This is a genomic window from Frankia sp. R82 (genome assembly GCF_023716925.1).
In the GTDB taxonomy this organism is placed as follows: Bacteria; Actinomycetota; Actinomycetes; order Frankiales; family Frankiaceae; genus Frankia.
In genome coordinates, this window is record NZ_JAMQQG010000036.1 from 1 (window position 1) to 17515 (window position 17515).

Here is a 17515-nt window from a genome sequence, read left to right on the forward strand (position 1 = left end):
CGCCCGCGGCGTCCGCGACCGCGCAGGCCGCCGCGCAGTCCGGCCCGAACCTGCAGCCGGGCGGTCCGGCCACGGCGGTCACCCACGGTCCGCGGGACCGGCCGCAGGTGGCGCTCACGTTCCACCTCGGCCCGCACGAGACCGGCCAGGACCTGGGCCTTGCCCGTCAGCTGCTCGCCGACGCGGCGGAGCTCGACGTACCGATCACCGTGTTCGCCGTCGGGCAGTGGCTGGACGCACACCGCGAGCTCGTTCCGGAGATCCTCGCCGCCGGCCACGAGGTCGCCAACCACACCTATACCCATCCGACCCTGACGGCGCTGCCCGCCGACCAGGTCGCCGCGGAGATCGCCGGCTGCCGAGACGTCCTGGCGCGGCTGACACCCGCCCAGGGCCGCTACTTCCGCCCGTCCGGCACGAGCACGGCCAGCCCGCTGATTCTCACCGAGGCCGGCGTCGCCGGCTACCGCACGGTGGTCGACTTCGACGTCGACCCGCTCGACTACACCTCGCCCGGCGCCGACGCGGTGGTCGCCCGGGTGCGCTCGGGTCTGCAACCGGGTTCCATCGTCAGCATGCACTTCGGCTATCCGGGCACAGTGGCCGCGTTCCCCCGAATCGCGGCCAACCTGCGCGCCGCCGGGCTCACCCCGGTGACGGTGCACGACCTGCTGACCGTCTGACGAGGCCTGCGCCCACCATCCGGTCCGGTGTTCCGCGCAACCGTCTGCCCGGGTGGGTCGGCGCGGCGGGTGCTATCCGAGCCCGCCCCGCTCAAGACGGGCCCGCAGACCGCGGCGGTCCGGCTTGCCGCTGGGCAGGGATGGCACGTCCGCGGCGGTGGCGATGATCCAGCGGGTCGGCACCTTGTAGCTGGACAGCAGCCCGCGGGCCCGTGCGGCGAGCACCTCGACGTCCACGGTGCCCACTGCGGTGCCGGTGCCGGTGCTGGCGGCTGGGGCGGGGACGAGCACGACGGCGACCTCCTCGCCGCGGGTCGGATGCTCGACCCCGGTGACGAGGCAGTGCGCCACCTCGGGAAACTCCTCGATGACGGCCTCCACCTCGCGCGGTGACACGTTCGCCCCGGCCACCTTGATCAGCTCGCTGTCCCGGCCGACGTAGAACAGCCGCGGGTCGCCGCCGCGGCGGTAGACCCGGTCGCCGGTGTGGTACCAGCCGTCCGCGTCGAACACCTCCGAACGCTCCCGCTTGTTGTAACCGGTCATCGATCCCGGCCCGCGGATGAGCAGTTCGCCGATGGTTCCGTCCGGGACGGGACGGCCGTCCGCGTCGACGATCGCCGTGTCGGTGTACGCGAAGCTGCCGGCGGACTCGGTGAGGCTGCGGTGGATCGGATGACCGTCCGGGACGCCCGTCATCGCCAGGTCCACCGGCCCGTCGCGCAGCATCGGGGCGCCGCGCAGATCACGGTCGGGGAAACTCGGGTGCAACCGCAGCTGCTGGGTGAACGCCGGCCAGCCGACGACCCCGTTCGCCCGCTCCCGCTCGGCGAGGTCCAGCGCGGGCCCCGCGTCCAGTTTCGCCTGCACCAGCAGGGTGACCGGTTCGTGCAGCGCCCCCGTCACCGCGAGGATCCCGCCGATCCAGAAGAACGGCATGGCGCACAGCACCCTGGGCGCATGGTCGACGCCGGTGAGTCCCCGGATGACGCCCGCCCACGCTGACGTCTGCCGGACCAGTGTGCCGTGCGTGTGCAGCACGCCCTTCGGGTCCGCCGTCGACCCCGAGGTGTGGATCATGATGGCCAGGTCGGCCGGGCTCACCTCCGCCTCCACCGCCGCAAGCGTCTCGCCCCGGGCCATTGGCGCCCCCGCCGGCTCCCAGCGCGTCGCCCATCCGGGCCAGGCAGCCGCTTCGGCTGTGCCTGCCGTGGCGGCCGCTTCGGGCCGGTCCGGATCCGGCGACGCGATCAGCACCACCTGCCGCAGGTATGGCGCGGACGTCAGCTCAAGCCGGCCGGCTTCCTGGCCGTCCGGCCCGGTGAGGTCCGCGAAGGCGGCCTCGAGGCGGTCGGCGACGTCGATGTGCAGCACCGTCCGCGGGCCGACCAGCACCGCGACGTCCGCCAGCCGCACGATCCGGGCGATCTCGGCCGGCCGCAGCAGGGTGCTGAGCGGAACGGCGACGGCGCCGATCCGGCTTACCGCCAGCCACCACACCGCCCATTCGGGCCCGCTGGGAAAGAACAGCCCGACCCGGGTGCCCTTCCCGACCCCCTCGTGCAGCAGCCACCGGGCGACAAGAGCCGACCGCCGCTCCGCCTCGGCAACGGTCAACCGCTCGGTCAGGGTCACCACGTAGTCCGACTCGCCGAACTCCCCCGTCGCTCGCTTCACCAGCTCGCTGATCGTGGGCCTGACCAGGGCGTTCTCTGCCGACGTCATCGTCCCCTCCGAACCGGTGCGCATCATGGCCGGACCATCGCGGCTCCTGTGATCTATCGCGTCCGGCGCCGACGCGCTACCTTCGCCGCCCGGCCGCCCACTGCCGGATGAGCGTGGCGGCGCCCGCCCGGTCGACGCCCAGCGTGGTGCCGAAGACGGTGTGCGCAGCGGTGAGCTTGCCGATCAGCTTGTCAAGAAGTGCTTCGGCGGCTTCCGCCGCGAGATTCCCATCGGCCAGCAGCTTGGCGTAACGGACAGTGTCGACGATGGCGGACTTGACCCGCTCGTGCGCCAGATAGGTGCCGAGGTCGGGCTGCCACCCCACGGCCGCAGGGCCGGTGACGGCCCTGGCCCATCCGGCGGTGACGGTTGCCGCCTCGTCGGGCTCGTAGCCCATCTTGTGCAGGTGGACCGCGAGATCATAAACCGGATCGCCCCACAGAGCGAGCTCCCAGTCGAGGAAGAAGGCCCGTTCGTCCGACGTGATGATGTTCTTCCGGTGAATGTCGGTGTGCAGGAGCCGAAACGGTCGCGGCTGCAGCGTCTCCCACCGGTTCTCAATGTCGCGCAGGGCATTGTCGGGGATGCCGAACGCGGTGTACAGAGCGCCGAATTCGGGGCGGAATCGGGCCTGTACACCGGCCGTGACCGCGGACAGCCGGCGGGCGAAGTCCGCGGTACGTCCATCGGCCGGCCAGTCCGGTGGTGCCGGTGGAAGCCGATCGGGCGGGATGGCGCCGAGCTGGCCGAACAGATCGCTCACGTCGAAGAGGACATGCTCCGCCACGCGAGTGCCCCGCGGCGAGGTGTGATCGAGCAGCTCGCCTGGAAGGAACTCGGCGATCTGGTAGCGGGGCTGCGTGCTGGCATACAACAGCCGCGGTGCGTGGGCGACGGTCCCGCGGATGGCCCGCAGGACGTCTGCCTCCGGCCAGATCCGCAGATCCATCAGGTCGCTGCCCGCAATCGGGATACGGACGATGACGTCTGCGCCCACCGTGCCCACCCGGACGTTGCGGTTGTAGAAGCCCGCCGCTGCCTCGGGATGTCCAACCGCCTGCTGATACAGCTCCTCGGGGCGCCACACCTGCCCGTCGAGCAGATCGACGACGAACTGCTCGATCCGGTTCTCCAGCTCAGCCAGCGTGCCGTAGGGCTGAATCTCCGCCCGGGCTCGGTCGGCCGCGACGCTGATCCGTTCGTCCTCGACGCCGAGCGTAGCCAGCGCCCGGGCTGCACAGACAATGATCGTCGGGTACACGGCGGTCGCTTCCAGCTCCTCGACGGCCCAACGCAACGCGTCGATCGCCTCGTCAAGGTGGCCTCGGCGGGCATGCAGGACGGCCCGCCAGAACTCGGCCCTGGCCCGACCGGACCGGTACCCGACGGCATCAAGGACGCCACACGCGGAGCGCAGCGAGGCCTCGGCCTCCTCCAGCCGGCCGGATCGAAGCTGCCCAATGGCAAGCGCCGTGTACGCCTTGCCGAGCTCATGGCGGGCACCGATCTCCTGGTGGAGTTCGATCGCCTGGCCGGCCGCGGAGATCGCCTCGGCCGGACGGGTCAGGGCGAGCAGCTCTGCCCGATTGGTCTGGATGTTGGCCGAGCCGAGGACGCTGCCTGCCTGCGTATACCAGAAGGCCGCCTCTTCGAGGTAGCGGTCGGCCGCAGCGAAGTCGAAGGCGAAGCGGTGAGCCAGATGACGTAGCCGGGCCACGTCCGCCCGGAACTCGGCCTGCTCGGCACCGGCTGGCTGGGGCCGAGCAGCTTCGGGCGGATCAGAATCGTCCAGGGCTGCGGTCAGTGTCTCGGCATCGCGGAACCGGCCCTGGACCATGTGCAGGTCAGCTGCCCACAGACCAGCGGCCAGACGTGGCGGACCCGCAGCGTGATTCCACACATGGGTGAAGGTAGCCAGTGCCGCCCCGGTCTCGCCGCCAATTCGCCGTCCGTTTCCCACTGCCACGGCGAGCCGTGCGCCGACGGGGGAGCCCAGGTCGATTCCGAGGTCGAAACCATCTGCATGGTCCGGTGCGGGGGCGATCACGGCGACGGCGGCGGCGTCGCCCAGCCGAACAGCCGCCTCCGCGTCCAGGCATCGCAACGCCGCGCGCAGATCAGGGTTGCCGGGCTGGTCCTGCAGCACACCACGGAGATCGTCGCTGATGCCCCGGGCAGCGCTGTGCCCACCACAACGAACAGCGCGATCGGCGAAGTCGAGCACGGTCGCACTGTCGGCCTGCCCGCTGCGCAGGGCATGGTAATGCGCTTCGCGTAGCGCACGGGCCGAGCGGGAACCGCTGTCCTGACCTTCCGCCCGCACGGCGCGTTCCTCCCAGCGTGCGCGCAGCATCGCGTGGATCTGCGCGGCGCTTTCCGGTGACAGCCGTTCCCGCAGGGCCGCAGCCATCAACTGATGGAAGCGCAGCGCCGCGTCAGACGGATGGACGTCCGCCGGATAGACAAACGAATAGGCGGTCAGCGACTCCCAGGCAATGCGGTGTTCGGGCAGGTGAAACGCGATGGCAAGGGAACGGAAGACATCGTAGTCGAAGATCCGGGCCGGGCTCAGCACCTCGAGCGATCGAATTTCCGTCGAGTCGACATGCTGCAGGAAGCGAGCCAGGATCTCCTCCGGTGAGACCAGAACGTCACCGAGATGGCCCCCACCCTGTAGATGCGTGTCGACCGCAAGGTTCAGATAGAACGGGAGGCCGGCACTGGCCTCGGCGATCGCCTGGCGTTGGGCCGGGTCGGTGACCCCACCCCCTTCCAGGAGGTCGAGGCGGGCCTGTGGGGGAAGTCCGTCCAGACCGCAGACCCGGATGAGGCCCTCCCATTCCGGATCGGTCTGTTCCCATCGCAGCGGCTCCCGACCCGCGATGACGACCAGGCCGCGGTCGAGCTGGGCGACCAGATCTCGTAACCAGGCGTCGGCGAGCTGAGCTCGTCCGGCCCGCAGGGGGTTCGGAACAAGCGCCTCATGGGTGTCGATGAGGACCACGTACCGCCTGATCTGGCTTGCCGCCCGGAGATCCTCGGCGAACAGGTAGGTAACCGTGTCGGCGAGTTCGCTGTCGGGCAGGTCGTCCAGTGCTGCCAGGGTGGGGTCACGTCGTACCCGGTGACGGCGGAGCAGGTCGGAGCCGCCTCGGTCCAGCAGCCTGAGCAACCCGCGCGCTGTGCCGAAGACCGGAAGCCCGGCCACCCCGTCGACGATGTCGGTGAGGATCGAACTCTCGTCGACAAAGGCGAGTTCCGACCGCCGCAGGCGCAGGTGGGGATGCAGACGTTGCCACAGCACCGCGTAGGCGATGTCGAACCGGTCAAAGGAAACACCCTGGGAGCCGAACTCGTTGCGCAGCATCGCCAGGGCGTCCTCCTGCTGACGCGATGCATGAACCTGCAGGTCGAGGGATGCTGTCCGGTGCTCGGCCGCCGCCCGCTCCTTCAGCTCGCGGGTGAGGCGGGACTTGCCGATGCCTCCCACGCCGGTGACATTGAGAACCCGGGGGGCGTCGCCCGTCCGCGCAAGTTCGTCGCGAAAGGCCGCCAGGACGGGTTCGCGGTCCACGAATCGTCGCTGAAGTGCGGCAACTCGACGAAACCGTGGCGTGGGCGCCATGCACACCTCCGATTGTTCCGCACCGGCTCGGCGCCGCACGATGCAATCACGTTTGTGGCCATCGTGTCGTCCCATTTGGTGGCACACGGAGGTAGCGCCGGTCCAGGGCGGGAACACCGGCGAGGCGGTTCGGATTGAAGGGATGGTGACCGTGTCTCCGCGCCCCGCCGCTGCCGCCGTGCCGTCATCTGCCGCCGTGCCGTCGCCCCGAGCGGATCAGCCGGCTCCGCCGGATCAGTCAACCCTGCTCGACGGGGCCGACGTGGCGTCGCTGTTCACCCCGCTGGCCCTGTCGGGCCTGGAGCTCGCCAACCGGTTCGTGATGGCGCCGATGACCCGCAAGGCGTCCCCGGGCGGCGTACCCGGCGACGACGTGGCGGCGTACTACGCGCGCCGCGCCGAGCATGTCGGGCTGATCGTGACCGAGGGCACCTACGTCGACCATCCTTCGTCCGGCTCCAGCGACCAGGTGCCCCGCTTCTACGGCGAGGACGCGCTCGCCGGGTGGCGGCGCGTGGTCGAGGCGGTGCACGGCGTCGGCGGGCGGATCGTGCCGCAGCTGTGGCATCTCGGCGTCATGCGCGAGGCGGGGGCGCCGCCGCAGCCGCAGGCACCGGTGTTCAGCCCGTCCGGGGTGCGCGCCGATGGCACGACGGTCGGCGAGCCCGCGACCATCGCCGAGCTCGACGCGGTGATCGCCTCCTTCGCCCGTGCCGCGGCGGACGCCCGAGACACCGGGTTCGACGGCGTCGAGGTGCACGGCGCACACGGCTACCTGCTCGACCAGTTCTTCTGGTCGCGCACCAACCGACGTACCGACGGCTATGGGGGCAGCCCGGCCGGGCGGGCCCGGCTCGGCGCCGAGGTGGTCGCCGCGATCCGCGCCGAAGTGGGCCCCGACTTCCCGGTGATCTACCGGTTCTCCCAGTGGAAGGGCGGTGCCTTCGACGCCCGCAGCGCCGACACGCCTGCCGAGCTGGAGGCCCTGCTGACCCCGATCGTCGAGGCCGGGGCCAGCGCGCTGCACGTGTCGACCCGCCGCTACTGGCTGCCCGCCTTCGACGACTCGCCCCGCACCCTCGCCGGCTGGACGAAGCACCTCACCGCCCTGCCCACCATCACGATCGGCTCGGTCGGGGTCGCCACCGCCTTCTTCGGCGAGCACGAGGGGGCCGTGTCCCTGAGCCTCGCCCCGCTGGTGGACCTGTTCGAGCAGGGCGAGTTCGATCTGGTCGCGCTTGGCCGCGTGCTGCTGTCCGACCCCGCCTGGCCGTCCAAGGTCCGCACCGGCCGCCCGGCGGACATCACCCCCTACCACGAGCAGGACGCGACCCGTCTGACCTGACGGCTGGCCTGGGCGTCACGCGTTCAGTCGAGGCAGAACTCGTTGCCCTCGGGGTCGAGCAGGACGATGTGGCCGGCGGTGAGCGGGGGAGCGGGCTCGTGGCGGGCGAACCGGGTGGCACCGTGGGCGACGAGCCGGTCGGCCTCCTGCTCGAGGGCGGCCATCCGGGCGTCGCCGTCGAGGCCGGGGGCGGCCCGCACGTCGAGGTGCACGCGGTTCTTGGCCTGCTTGCCCTCCGGCACCCGCTGGAAGAACAGTCGCGGGCCGTTGCCCTCGGGGTCGAGCAGGGCCGCGGCGTCGTTGCGCCGCTCGGGCGGCACGCCGAACGCGGCCAGCGCCTCGTCCCAGGTGGCGAAGCCACGCGGCGGGTCCTGTAGCCGGTAGCCGAGGGCCTCGGCCCAGAAAGCGGCCAGCTTCGCCGGGTCGGCGCAGTCAAAGGTGATCTGAACGTTACGTGCCATGATCGGTTCTTCTCCCAGCGGACGGATCGGACGTCGGATGTCGGATGTCGGTGCCGGCTGGCGGTTATGCCACGTGGGTGTGGCGATGGAGGTCGCGCAGCAGGGAGATCTCGGCGAGATGATGAATGAGCTCGCGGTGGATGTGCAGCACCAGCGCCGCCATCGGCAGCTCGGCGTAGGGGCCTTCGGCCTTGCCACACGGGCGGGCCAGGCCGGACGTGCCGAGGCCGGCGACGCCGGCCGTCCAGGTGGCGATCTCGGTGTCGAGCTGGTCGAGCGCGGTGGCGGCGTCCGGCGCGTACTCGAACGACGGGTAGTCGGCGGGCGCCCGGCCGAAGTGCGCGGCGTTGCGCACCGCGAGTACGCCGACGATCACGTGCCCGAGCCGCCAGGCGATCGTTGTGACCGGCGCCGGTTCCGGTGCGGGGATCGCGAAGTCGATCGTCATCGCCCCGGACCCGGCCTGCACCGGCGCCGTGCCGGTACCCCGCGGGCGCACGTTCCAGGCACCGGGCACCGGCTCCCAGAAGTACTCCTCGTCGGTGAGATCCCCTAGCCGCGGCCGGAGCTGGTGGCTCCAGTGCCCGTCGAACTGCGCGCGCAGCAGCGGGTTGAGATCGAGCTCGGCTGTCTGGGTCATGAGGGCATCCTGGCGCCGATAGCGGACAGCTTCGGTCCGTGATTGGTGCGACGATGGGGTGTGTCCGTCGAGACGACCACCGAACGGGTGCTGCGGCTGCTGGCGCTGCTGCAGCGCCGGCCATCCTGGACCGCCGCCGAGCTCGCCGCCGAGCTTGCGGTCACCGACCGTTCGGTGCGCCGGGACGTAGAGCGCCTGCGCGCCCTCGGCTACCCCGTGCACGCGAGCGCCGGCGTAGGCGGCGGCTACCAGCTCGGCGCCGGCACCCGCCTGCCCCCGCTGCTTTTCGACGACGACGAGGCGATCGCGACCGCCGTGTCACTGCGCCTGGCCGCCGGCGGCACGGTCGCCGGCGCCGGCGAGGCGGCCCTGCGCGCGCTCGCCAAGCTGGACCAGGTGATGCCGCCCCGCCTGCGGGCTGAGATCCACGCGGTGCACGCGGCCACCGACACCCTGCTCGGCCCCGGCATCGAGATCGACGCGGACGTCCTGGTCACCCTCGCCCGCGCCTGCCGCGACGCGGTCCGCGTCCGCTTCCACTACGCCGGCCGCAACGCCGACCGCACCAGCCGCAGTGACGCCAGCCGTGGCGCCGACGACGACGCTGGCCATGACGCCACCGGCGGCAACAGGACCGGCGTCGGCGCCGGGTTGCGGGAACGCACGGTCGAGCCGGTCCGGCTGGTCGCCACCAGCCGCCGCTGGTACCTGATGGCCTGGGACGTCGACCGCGCCGACTGGCGCACCTTCCGCCTGGACCGGATGCGCGAGGTCACCGCGACCACCTGGCGTTTCCGCCCCCGCGAACACCCCGACCCGGTCGCCCACGTCCAACGCGCCGTCACCGAGGCGCCCTACCGCCACCTCGCCCGCGTCCGCCTGCACGCCACCGCCGAGCAGGTCCGAGCCCTCGTCCCACCCCAGGTGGGCCGGATCGAACCGGACACCGACCGCACTGACGGTGGCGGGACGGACATCGAGGCCGAGGACGACGGGAGTAACGGCACCGCCGGCCCGGACGGATGGTGCATCCTCGTCGTCGGCGGCGACGACCTGGACTGGCTCGTCGTCCGCATCGCCGGCCTCGGTTTCGACACCGAGATCCTCGCCCCACCCGAGCTCCGCGAAGCCGCCACCCGCCTCGCCCGCCGCCTCACCTCCATGGCCACCACCGCGGACAGGACCTGGTCGGCGCAGCAGCCCAACCGGACGGAGTTGATGAATCAGGTGCTGGACGAGGAGCTGCCGCGGCACACGGAGGCATTCCGCCGCACCGGGGAATGATCTGCCTGACGTCTCAGAGCCTGCTGTGCATCGCGGAGCGGTTCTTGGTTCCCACTATCGATCTTCGCCGGCGCTTTCGCGACTCAGAGGGGTGCGTGCGCCCGGCAGGGATCGAACCTGCGACCTGGTGCTTAGAAGGCAAGCCTCGATCCTTGCCGCGCCGGGGCGTGCACAGGTTGCGACGTACATCGGCGTCCATGGCCGTCCGCCGATGTACGCGGTCGTTGCTACAGGCGTTGCTACACCCGGCCCGGTGGAGCACCGAGACTTGATGTTGCTCGAACGGACTCGCCGGGTGACCACAGACAGTCTCACCGCTGGCAAGGTGGCCGGGTCGGGCTGTCCGCTGCAACTGGCTCTGTCTCCCGGCCGCCCGCTGGCGTGCCTACTGCTTGATCTTCTGCTTCCTGGCGTGCGCGACGGCGGGCGCTGGTCTGATCATCGTGCCATGGCTGGATTGCTCAGACCCGCCAAGATGGCGAGCCGACCAGCGGATTAAGAGATCTTGGTAATTTGTCCACCTATGTCCATGGACGTCCGCTGGTGCAGGTCACGCGCCGTCCGGATTCCGTGGACGTCCACGCCCGTCCGTCGTTGTCCGCCGGCTTGGCTGCCGCCCTGGCTGCCCGCGGGTGATCATTACTATCCACAGTCGTCCGCTGACGCCGGCCCCGTTGGCCTAGTCGCCGTCCCTCGGCGTCGCCTCATGGTGGCACAGGAGCATCCGATCCGTAGTTTGATCTGGATCTTCCCCGGACGCCCGCTGACGTCCGTCGAGTCTTTCGACCTCGGCCGCTCGTCTATGGATGTCTATCGGCGTCCGCGGAGGTCCGTCAGCTCGGCTGTCACGGTGGCTGTCAACATGACCCATCCGTCGGACGGGCAGACTCCGTCCTACATGGCAGGCGCAGGCAAGCAGACCGCGTCGATCTGCGCTCCAGGCAGGGCCGCGTCACCTTGCGCTCCACATCCCCGGTGGTCGACCTTTATTTACTTGAGCGTGCTGCCTGCAGACGGCAGCAGACCTGCCCCGCGTGCGTCCCTGAGCCGGTCCCGAGCGATAGCATGACGCCGTGATCAAACGAGGCGGGGGCGAGTGAAGACCGACGAGCTGGCGCGGGTGCGTCGCACCCTGTGGGCCGCTGCCGACGAGCTGCGCGCGAATTCAACGCTGTCGCCTGCTGAGTACCGCGGTCCGGTCCTCGGGCTGATCTTCCTCGCTTACGCCGAGCACCGGATTGAGCAGGTGCGACCCGAGCTTGAGGCCAAAGCCACGGCTCGGCGGCCGGTTACAGCGGACGACTACCGGGCGCGGTCGGTCCTCTTCGTCCCGGACGGCGCTAGGCTGTCGTACCTAGTCGATCTGCCAGAGGGCGAGAATCTAGGCAAGGCCATCGACGAGGCGATGAAGCTGATCGAGGGCTCGAACCCCGAGCTGCGAAACGTCCTTCCTCGCGGCTATCAGCGACTCGCGAAATCCACGCTCAGCGAGCTCCTTCGGCTTTTCGCGCCGCTGCCGCGGCAGCTGTCTGGCGACGCGTTCGGACTTATCTACGAGGACTTCCTCTCCAACTTCGCCGCGAGCGAGGGTCGCCTCGGCGGTGAGTTCTTCACGCCACATTCGATCGTACGACTGATCGTCGAGATCATCGAACCGTTCCACGGCAAGGTCTACGACCCTGCGTGCGGATCGGGCGGCATGTTCGTCCAGTGCGCCAAGTTCGTCGAACGCCACAACAGGTCCGCCAATCGCGAGCTGTCCGTCTACGGCGTCGAGCAGAAGGAAGGAACTGTCCCGCTCGCCAAGATGAACCTGGCACTGCACGGCCTGTCCGGTGACATTCGCCTGGCCAACAGCTACTACGAGGACCCGCATCACGCTGTCGGCGCATTCGACTTCGTCATGGCCAATCCACCGTTCAACGTGAACGGCGTCGACAAGGAGAAGGTGGCCGGCGACCGGCGCTTCCCTCACGGGATTCCCAAGCCGGACAACGGCAACTACCTCTGGATCCAGCAGTTCTATGCGGCGCTCAACGATCGCGGTCGAGCTGGCTTCGTCATGGCGAACTCTGCCGGGGATGCTGGCCACTCCGAGCGCGAGATCCGCAAGCAGGTCATCGAATCCGGCGCAGTCGACGTGATGGTCGCGATCGGCACCAACTTCTTCTACACAGTGACGTTGCCCGTCACGCTCTGGTTTCTCGACAAATCCAAGCGCGGGACCGATCGCGAGGGCACCGTGCTGTTCGTCGATGCCCGGCACCTGTATCGGCAGATCGACCGGGCGCACCGAGACTTTCTGCCCGAGCAGATCGAACTGCTCGCCAACATCGTGCGCCTGTACCGCGGTGAGGACGTCGTGACCGTCGACGGCAGCGACACGCTTCTCAAGGAGCGGTTCCCGGACGGCACCTACGTAGACGTGGCTGGCCTGTGCAAGGTCGCGACTCGGGCCGAAATCGAGGCCCAGGGCTGGAGCCTCAACCCGGGCCGGTACACAGGGACCGCGGCGGTGGACGACGACGGCGAGGACTTCACCGAGAAGATCGCCATCCTGTACGACGAGTTCACCCGTCTAAGCAATCAGGCCGATCAGCTTCGCCCATGTGTCGAGGTCGCCGTGCAGATTGTACTCTCGGATGAGTGAGTGGGACGAAATGGCGCTCACCGAATTGGGGACCGTTGAACGTGGCAAATCTCGCCACCGGCCGCGCAACGATCCATCCCTATACGGCAACGAGGTGCCGTTCTTTCAGACGGGCGACGTCAAGGCGGCAACGCTTCACATGAGGAATCCGAGTCAGTGGTACTCGGCGAAAGGTGTGGCGCAAAGCCGTATATGGGAATCCGGAATAGCTTGCATAACGATCGCGGCTAATATCGCAGAGACAGCCATCTTGGGATGTCGCGGCTGCTTCCCTGACAGCGTTCTCGGATTCACCCCGACCTACCAGAAAGCTGATGCTTACTTCGTTAAATACCTGATCGACGTATATCGCGGCGAATTGACGTCGGCAGCCCGTGGAACAGCACAGGACAACCTTTCACTTGAGAAACTCTTGTCGTACCGATTCCGTGTCCCTGGGGCGCCCGCACGTGCACGAATCGTCGGCACACTTCGCGCGTTCGACGACTTGATCGAGAACAATCGGCGGCGGGTTGAGGTGTTGGAGGAGATGGCGCGGGCCATCTATCGCGAATGGTTCGTCCATTTCCGCTACCCCGGCCACGAGAACGCCACCCTCGTCGAGTCTGCCTGCGGACCAATCCCTGAAGGCTGGCAGGTAGGGCGGGTCGATTCGCACCTCGTCCTTCAGAGGGGTTTCGATCTTCCCGCATCGGAGCGTCGGCCAGGACCCATTCCTGTCGTTGGCGCGTCCGGTCGCCAAGGCTTCCATTCGACTGCGAAGACCCAGGGGCCTGGACTGACAACCGGACGAAGCGGGACAGTCGGAACGGTGACCTACGTTCCGGGCGACTTCTGGCCCCTGAATACGTCGCTTTGGGTCAAGGAGTTTCGTCTTTCGACACCGCGGTCAGCATACTTCTTGTTGTCGTCTCTAGATCTCGCACAGGCAGCATCCGGTGCTGCCGTGCCTACTCTGAACCGAAACGTTGTCCATGCGCTGCCAGCGGTGTGTCCGCCACGGGCGCTCATCGAAGAATGGGACGGTGCGGCCCTGCCTATTTTTAATTCAATGGAACTGCTCCGCCTTCAATCTGAGCGCCTCGTCGAGATTCGAAATCTTCTGCTCCCCAAACTCGTCTCCGGCGAGATTGATGTGTCGTCCATTGACCGCGTTGCCGTGGTCGAGGACTCGGCGGCGTAGGTGCCATCGCCTTACACCGAGGGTGGGCTGGTTGAGCGGCCTGCCCTGGAGCTGCTTGAGCAGCTCGGTTGGACGGTAGTCAACGCCTTCAGCGAGACGTTCGGACCGGCGGGGACGCTTGGCCGCGATTCGCGGCATGACGTTGTGCTCACCCACCGCCTACGCGATGCCCTGCATTGGCTGAACCCGCAAGTGCCCGAGGCGATTCGCGAGGAAGCACTGACGGCGGTTGTGAAGGACCGGTCGGTAATGGACCGGGTGCGCGCCAACCAGGAGGTCTACGATCTGATCCGTGACGGCTTCCGCGCCGAGTGGCAAGGCGATGACGGCGAGCGTCAGTACGCGACCGTCCAGTACATCGACCTCCGGGACTCCGCGAACAACGACTGGCTCGCGGCGTCCCAGGTGTGGGTAGCTGGCGACCTGCATCGGCGCCGGGCCGACACGGTCCTGTTCGTCAACGGCATCCCGCTCGTGCTGATGGAGTTCAAGGATCCGAACCGACCGGTGAAGGCCGCCTACGACGAGAACCTCGCGGATTACCGCGACACGGTCCCGCAATTATTCGTCCCGAACGGATTCGTGTTGTTGTCGAACGGATCCGAGGCGAAGGTCGGCTCGACCTATTCACCGTGGGAGTTCTTCGGCGATTGGAAGGTGATCGACGCCGACGGCACACGAGGTGTAGTTGCTCTTGAGACGGCAATCCGCGGCACCTGTGCGCAGGACCGGCTGCTTGACCTGATCGAGAACTTCGTAGCGTTCATCGAACGACCCGGCGGGCTGATCAAGGTCGTCTCTCGCAACCACCAGGTGCTGGGCGTCAACGCCGCGATCGACAACCTGTACCGGGTCCGCGCGGCAGGCGACAGGCGGCTCGGGGTGTTCTGGCACACCCAGGGATCCGGCAAGTCGCTGTCGATGCTCTGGTTCACGCAGAAGGTGCTGCGCCGCATCCCCGGTGCGTGGACCTTTGTCATGGTCACCGATCGCACCGAACTTGACGTGCAACTGCACGGGGAATTCGCTGACGCCGGAGCGATCTCGCGCGAGGCCAACGTGCACGCATCGTCGGCCGCGAACCTGCGTGAGCTGCTCGCCGCGGACCACCGCTACGTGTTCACCCTCATCCACAAGTTCCGCCTCAACCCGGCCGCGGGCGAGACCACCATGCCCGTGCTCTCGGACCGCTCAGACGTCATCGTCATCACCGACGAGGCACACCGCAGTCAGTACGACACCCTCGCGTTGAACATGCGTCGAGCCCTACCCAACGCGTCGTTCATGGGCTTCACCGGGACGCCGCTGATCGTCGGTGAGGAGCTGACCCGACAACAGTTCGGTGACTACGTCAGCACCTATAACTTCCGTGACGCCATCGAGGACGGCGCCACCGTCCCGCTCTACTACGAGAACCGCATCCCCGAGTTGCAGCTGATCAACGAGGACTTCGCCGACGACCTCGCGGACCTGCTGGAGGCAGCCGAGCTCGACGAGGATGCCGAAGGTCAGCTGGCTCGACGGTTCGGTCGGCAATACGCACTCCTGACCAGACCCGAGCGGCTGCGCCAGGTGGCGAGGGACCTCGTCGTCCACTTCGTCGGCCGCGGGTTCACGGGCAAGGCTATGTACGTCGGCCTCGACAAGGCCGCAGCCGTTCGCATGTACGACTTCGTCCGCGAGGCGTGGGCCGAACACCTCGCAGACCTGCGGACGCAGCACGATGCGCTGCCCGAGCTGGAGCGGCCGTGGTTGGCCAGCCGGATCGAGCTGATGGAGACCACCGACATGGCTGTCGTGGTTTCCCAGGGCCAGAACGAGATCGCCACACTCGACCGGCAGGGGCTCGATATCCGCCCGCATCGGGCGCGCATGAACACCCAGGACCTGGCCGAGAAGTTCAAGGCTGCGGACGATCCGCTCAGGCTGGTGTTCGTCTGCGCCATGTGGATGACCGGCTTCGACGCGCCGAGCGTGTCGACGATCTACCTCGACCGTCCCATGCGGAACCACACCCTCATGCAGACGATCGCCCGCGCGAACCGGGTCTTCCCGGACAAGGACAACGGACTGATCGTCGATTACATCGGCGTCTTCCGAAACCTTGAGAAGGCGCTCGCGATCTACGGCGCGGCGAACGCGGACGTCGACTCGCCGATCCAGGATCTCGACGCGCTCGTCGAGGCATTGAACGGTGCGGTCGACACCGTGGTCGGGTTCTGCGAGTCCAAGGGCGTCGACCTGCTGGCGATGCGGGACGCGAAGGGCTTCGCTCACATCGCACTCCGCGACGCGGCCGTCGACAACCTGCTGGCCGATGACGACACTCGCACGACGTTCCTGGCCGCGACGCTCCACGTTCGCAAACTGTTCAAGGCTCTGCTGCCGGATCCTAAGGCCGCCGCGCAGCAGAACACGGTGGCTGCCATCCGCGTGTTAGCAGAGCGCGTCGTGGACGTCTCCCGACCTCCCAAAGCTGACCTCGACTCGATCTCCGACGCGGTGGAGGCGCTGCTCGACCGGTCGGTCGGCGCTGAGGAGTACGTGATCCGGGCCGCGGCCGAGGGCAGCGAGCCGGACCCCCTGATCGACCTGTCCCAGATCGATTTCGACGGGCTCGCCGCCAAGTTCGCCGGACGCAAGCGGGCCGAGACCGACCGTCTCGCGGCCCTGCTGAAGCAACGCGCCGTCGCGGCGGCAACCCGCAACCCGACGCGCTACGACCTGGTTCAGCGCATCGAAGAGCTGATCGCCGACTACAACGCCGGCAGCGTCAACATCGACGAGTACCTGCGGCGACTGATCGAACTGTCGAAGACGCTGAACGACGAGGAACAGCGTGCTGTCGCCGAAGGGCTCACGGAAGAAGAGACAGCCGTCTTCGATCTGCTCACGAAACCTGAGCCGACCCTGACCGACGCCGAACGTGACGTGGTGAAGGCCAGCGCCAAGCGGCTGCTCGCGCACCTGCACGACAAGCTCGTGCTTGATTGGCGCCGTCGGGCGGCCACGACCGCCGACGTGCGCGTGACGATTCGCGATGTCCTGGACACTGATTTGCCCGAGGACCCCTACCCACCGGAACTCTTCGACATCAAGGTCCAGGCAGTCTTCGATCACGTCATTACGGCCTACGGCGACGACGGATCGAGCGTCTACGTGGGGCATAGTGTCGGGGCGACCACCACCGGCGGCGGGGTCGCCACGCTCACCCCGCCCGACATCGAGTCCATCGCCGACAGCGTGGTTGAGCGAATCCGCACCGACGCCGAGTTCGCCTCGCGCGTCGCCGATCAGCTGGTCCTGGCTGGTGGAGCGGCGCTGCGGACAGTCGAGGAGATCCTCACCAACGAAGAAGACTTCACCGTAGAGTTCAAGTCCACAGCCCGCTGGGATCTGCGAGAAGGCAAGCCGAACAAGGCCATGGAGGACGCTGTCGTAAAGACCGTCGCTGGCTTCCTGAACACCGACGGCGGCACCCTGCTCATCGGCGTCGACGACTCAGGTGCGGTTCTCGGATTGGACCATGACTACGATCGAGTCCGGCCGAAGAACGGTGACGGGTTCGTGAACTGGTTGACAACCCATCTGATCAATGCCCTCGGACATCCACCGGTGACACGGATCCGTGCCCGGATCGTGGTTCACGGCGGCAAACAGCTTTGCCGGGTCGACGTAGCTCGGCACAGCGAGCCGGTGTGGGCGAAGACCAGTAAGGCCGAGCGGGTACTCTTTGCCCGATTCAACAACTCGACCCGCTCGGTGCCTCCCGACGAGGCTGAGGCATACGTCGGCCTCAGGTGGCCCGCGTAGGCCCCGGGCGACGCCCGCTTCCGTGCCGCTTCTGGTTAGGAGCCGAAGAGGACGCTCATGAACCCCTCAAGATCAGGGCAGGTACCGAGTTCGCGCCGCGCCGGCG

At 68.2% G+C, this 17515-nt stretch carries 9 protein-coding genes and 1 pseudogene; 6 read left to right on the forward strand and 4 right to left on the reverse strand.

What is annotated here, in order from left to right; translation table 11 throughout:
• The coding region (locus ND747_RS09485) for a polysaccharide deacetylase family protein (RefSeq protein WP_251733124.1) at positions 1-683 on the forward strand (683 nt) is incomplete at its 5' end.
• Positions 684-755: 72 nt separating this feature from the next.
• Here ND747_RS09485 and ND747_RS09490 read toward each other — a convergent pair.
• Both ND747_RS09490 and ND747_RS09495 read right to left on the reverse strand, forming a co-directional pair.
• Positions 756-2408 (reverse strand): class I adenylate-forming enzyme family protein, encoded by a 1653-nt coding sequence (locus ND747_RS09490; protein WP_251733125.1) that lies wholly within the window; start codon positions 2406-2408, stop codon positions 756-758.
• 76 nt (positions 2409-2484) lie between these two features.
• Positions 2485-5982 (reverse strand): phosphotransferase, encoded by a 3498-nt coding sequence (locus ND747_RS09495; protein ID WP_251733126.1) that lies wholly within the window; start codon positions 5980-5982, stop codon positions 2485-2487.
• 193 nt (positions 5983-6175) lie between these two features.
• On the opposite strand from ND747_RS09495, the gene ND747_RS09500 reads away from it, so the two are divergent.
• Complete coding sequence (locus ND747_RS09500) at positions 6176-7378, forward strand: NADH:flavin oxidoreductase (protein ID WP_285900260.1); 1203 nt, start codon at positions 6176-6178, stop codon at positions 7376-7378.
• A 23-nt stretch (positions 7379-7401) separates the two neighbouring features.
• Here ND747_RS09500 and ND747_RS09505 read toward each other — a convergent pair whose 3' ends face one another.
• Together ND747_RS09505 and ND747_RS09510 are read right to left on the reverse strand one after the other, a co-directional pair.
• Complete coding sequence (locus ND747_RS09505; protein ID WP_251733127.1) at positions 7402-7839, reverse strand: VOC family protein; 438 nt, start codon at positions 7837-7839, stop codon at positions 7402-7404.
• A 64-nt stretch (positions 7840-7903) separates the two neighbouring features.
• Entirely contained in the window at positions 7904-8479 is a 576-nt protein-coding gene (locus tag ND747_RS09510) for a DinB family protein (RefSeq protein WP_251733128.1), read from the reverse strand.
• Positions 8480-8539: 60 nt separating this feature from the next.
• Between ND747_RS09510 and ND747_RS09515 the strand changes: the two are divergent.
• From ND747_RS09515 to ND747_RS09530, 4 genes and pseudogenes are all read left to right on the forward strand, one after another.
• Positions 8540-9652: pseudogene (locus tag ND747_RS09515) on the forward strand (helix-turn-helix transcriptional regulator); the annotation flags it as partial.
• A 1207-nt stretch (positions 9653-10859) separates the two neighbouring features.
• On the forward strand, positions 10860-12413 hold the full coding sequence (locus ND747_RS09520) for a class I SAM-dependent DNA methyltransferase (RefSeq protein WP_251733130.1): 1554 nt from the start codon (positions 10860-10862) through the stop codon (positions 12411-12413).
• The gene (locus tag ND747_RS09525) at positions 12406-13596 is read left to right on the forward strand and encodes a restriction endonuclease subunit S (RefSeq protein WP_251733131.1); all 1191 of its coding nucleotides are present in this window, start codon (positions 12406-12408) and stop codon (positions 13594-13596) included. Before ND747_RS09520 ends, ND747_RS09525 begins: the two co-directional genes overlap by 8 nt.
• Positions 13597-17409 carry an HsdR family type I site-specific deoxyribonuclease gene (locus tag ND747_RS09530; RefSeq protein WP_251733132.1) on the forward strand — a complete coding sequence of 1271 codons (3813 nt, stop codon included), beginning with the start codon at positions 13597-13599 and terminating at the stop codon, positions 17407-17409.
• The last annotated feature ends 106 nt before the right edge of the window (positions 17410-17515 follow it).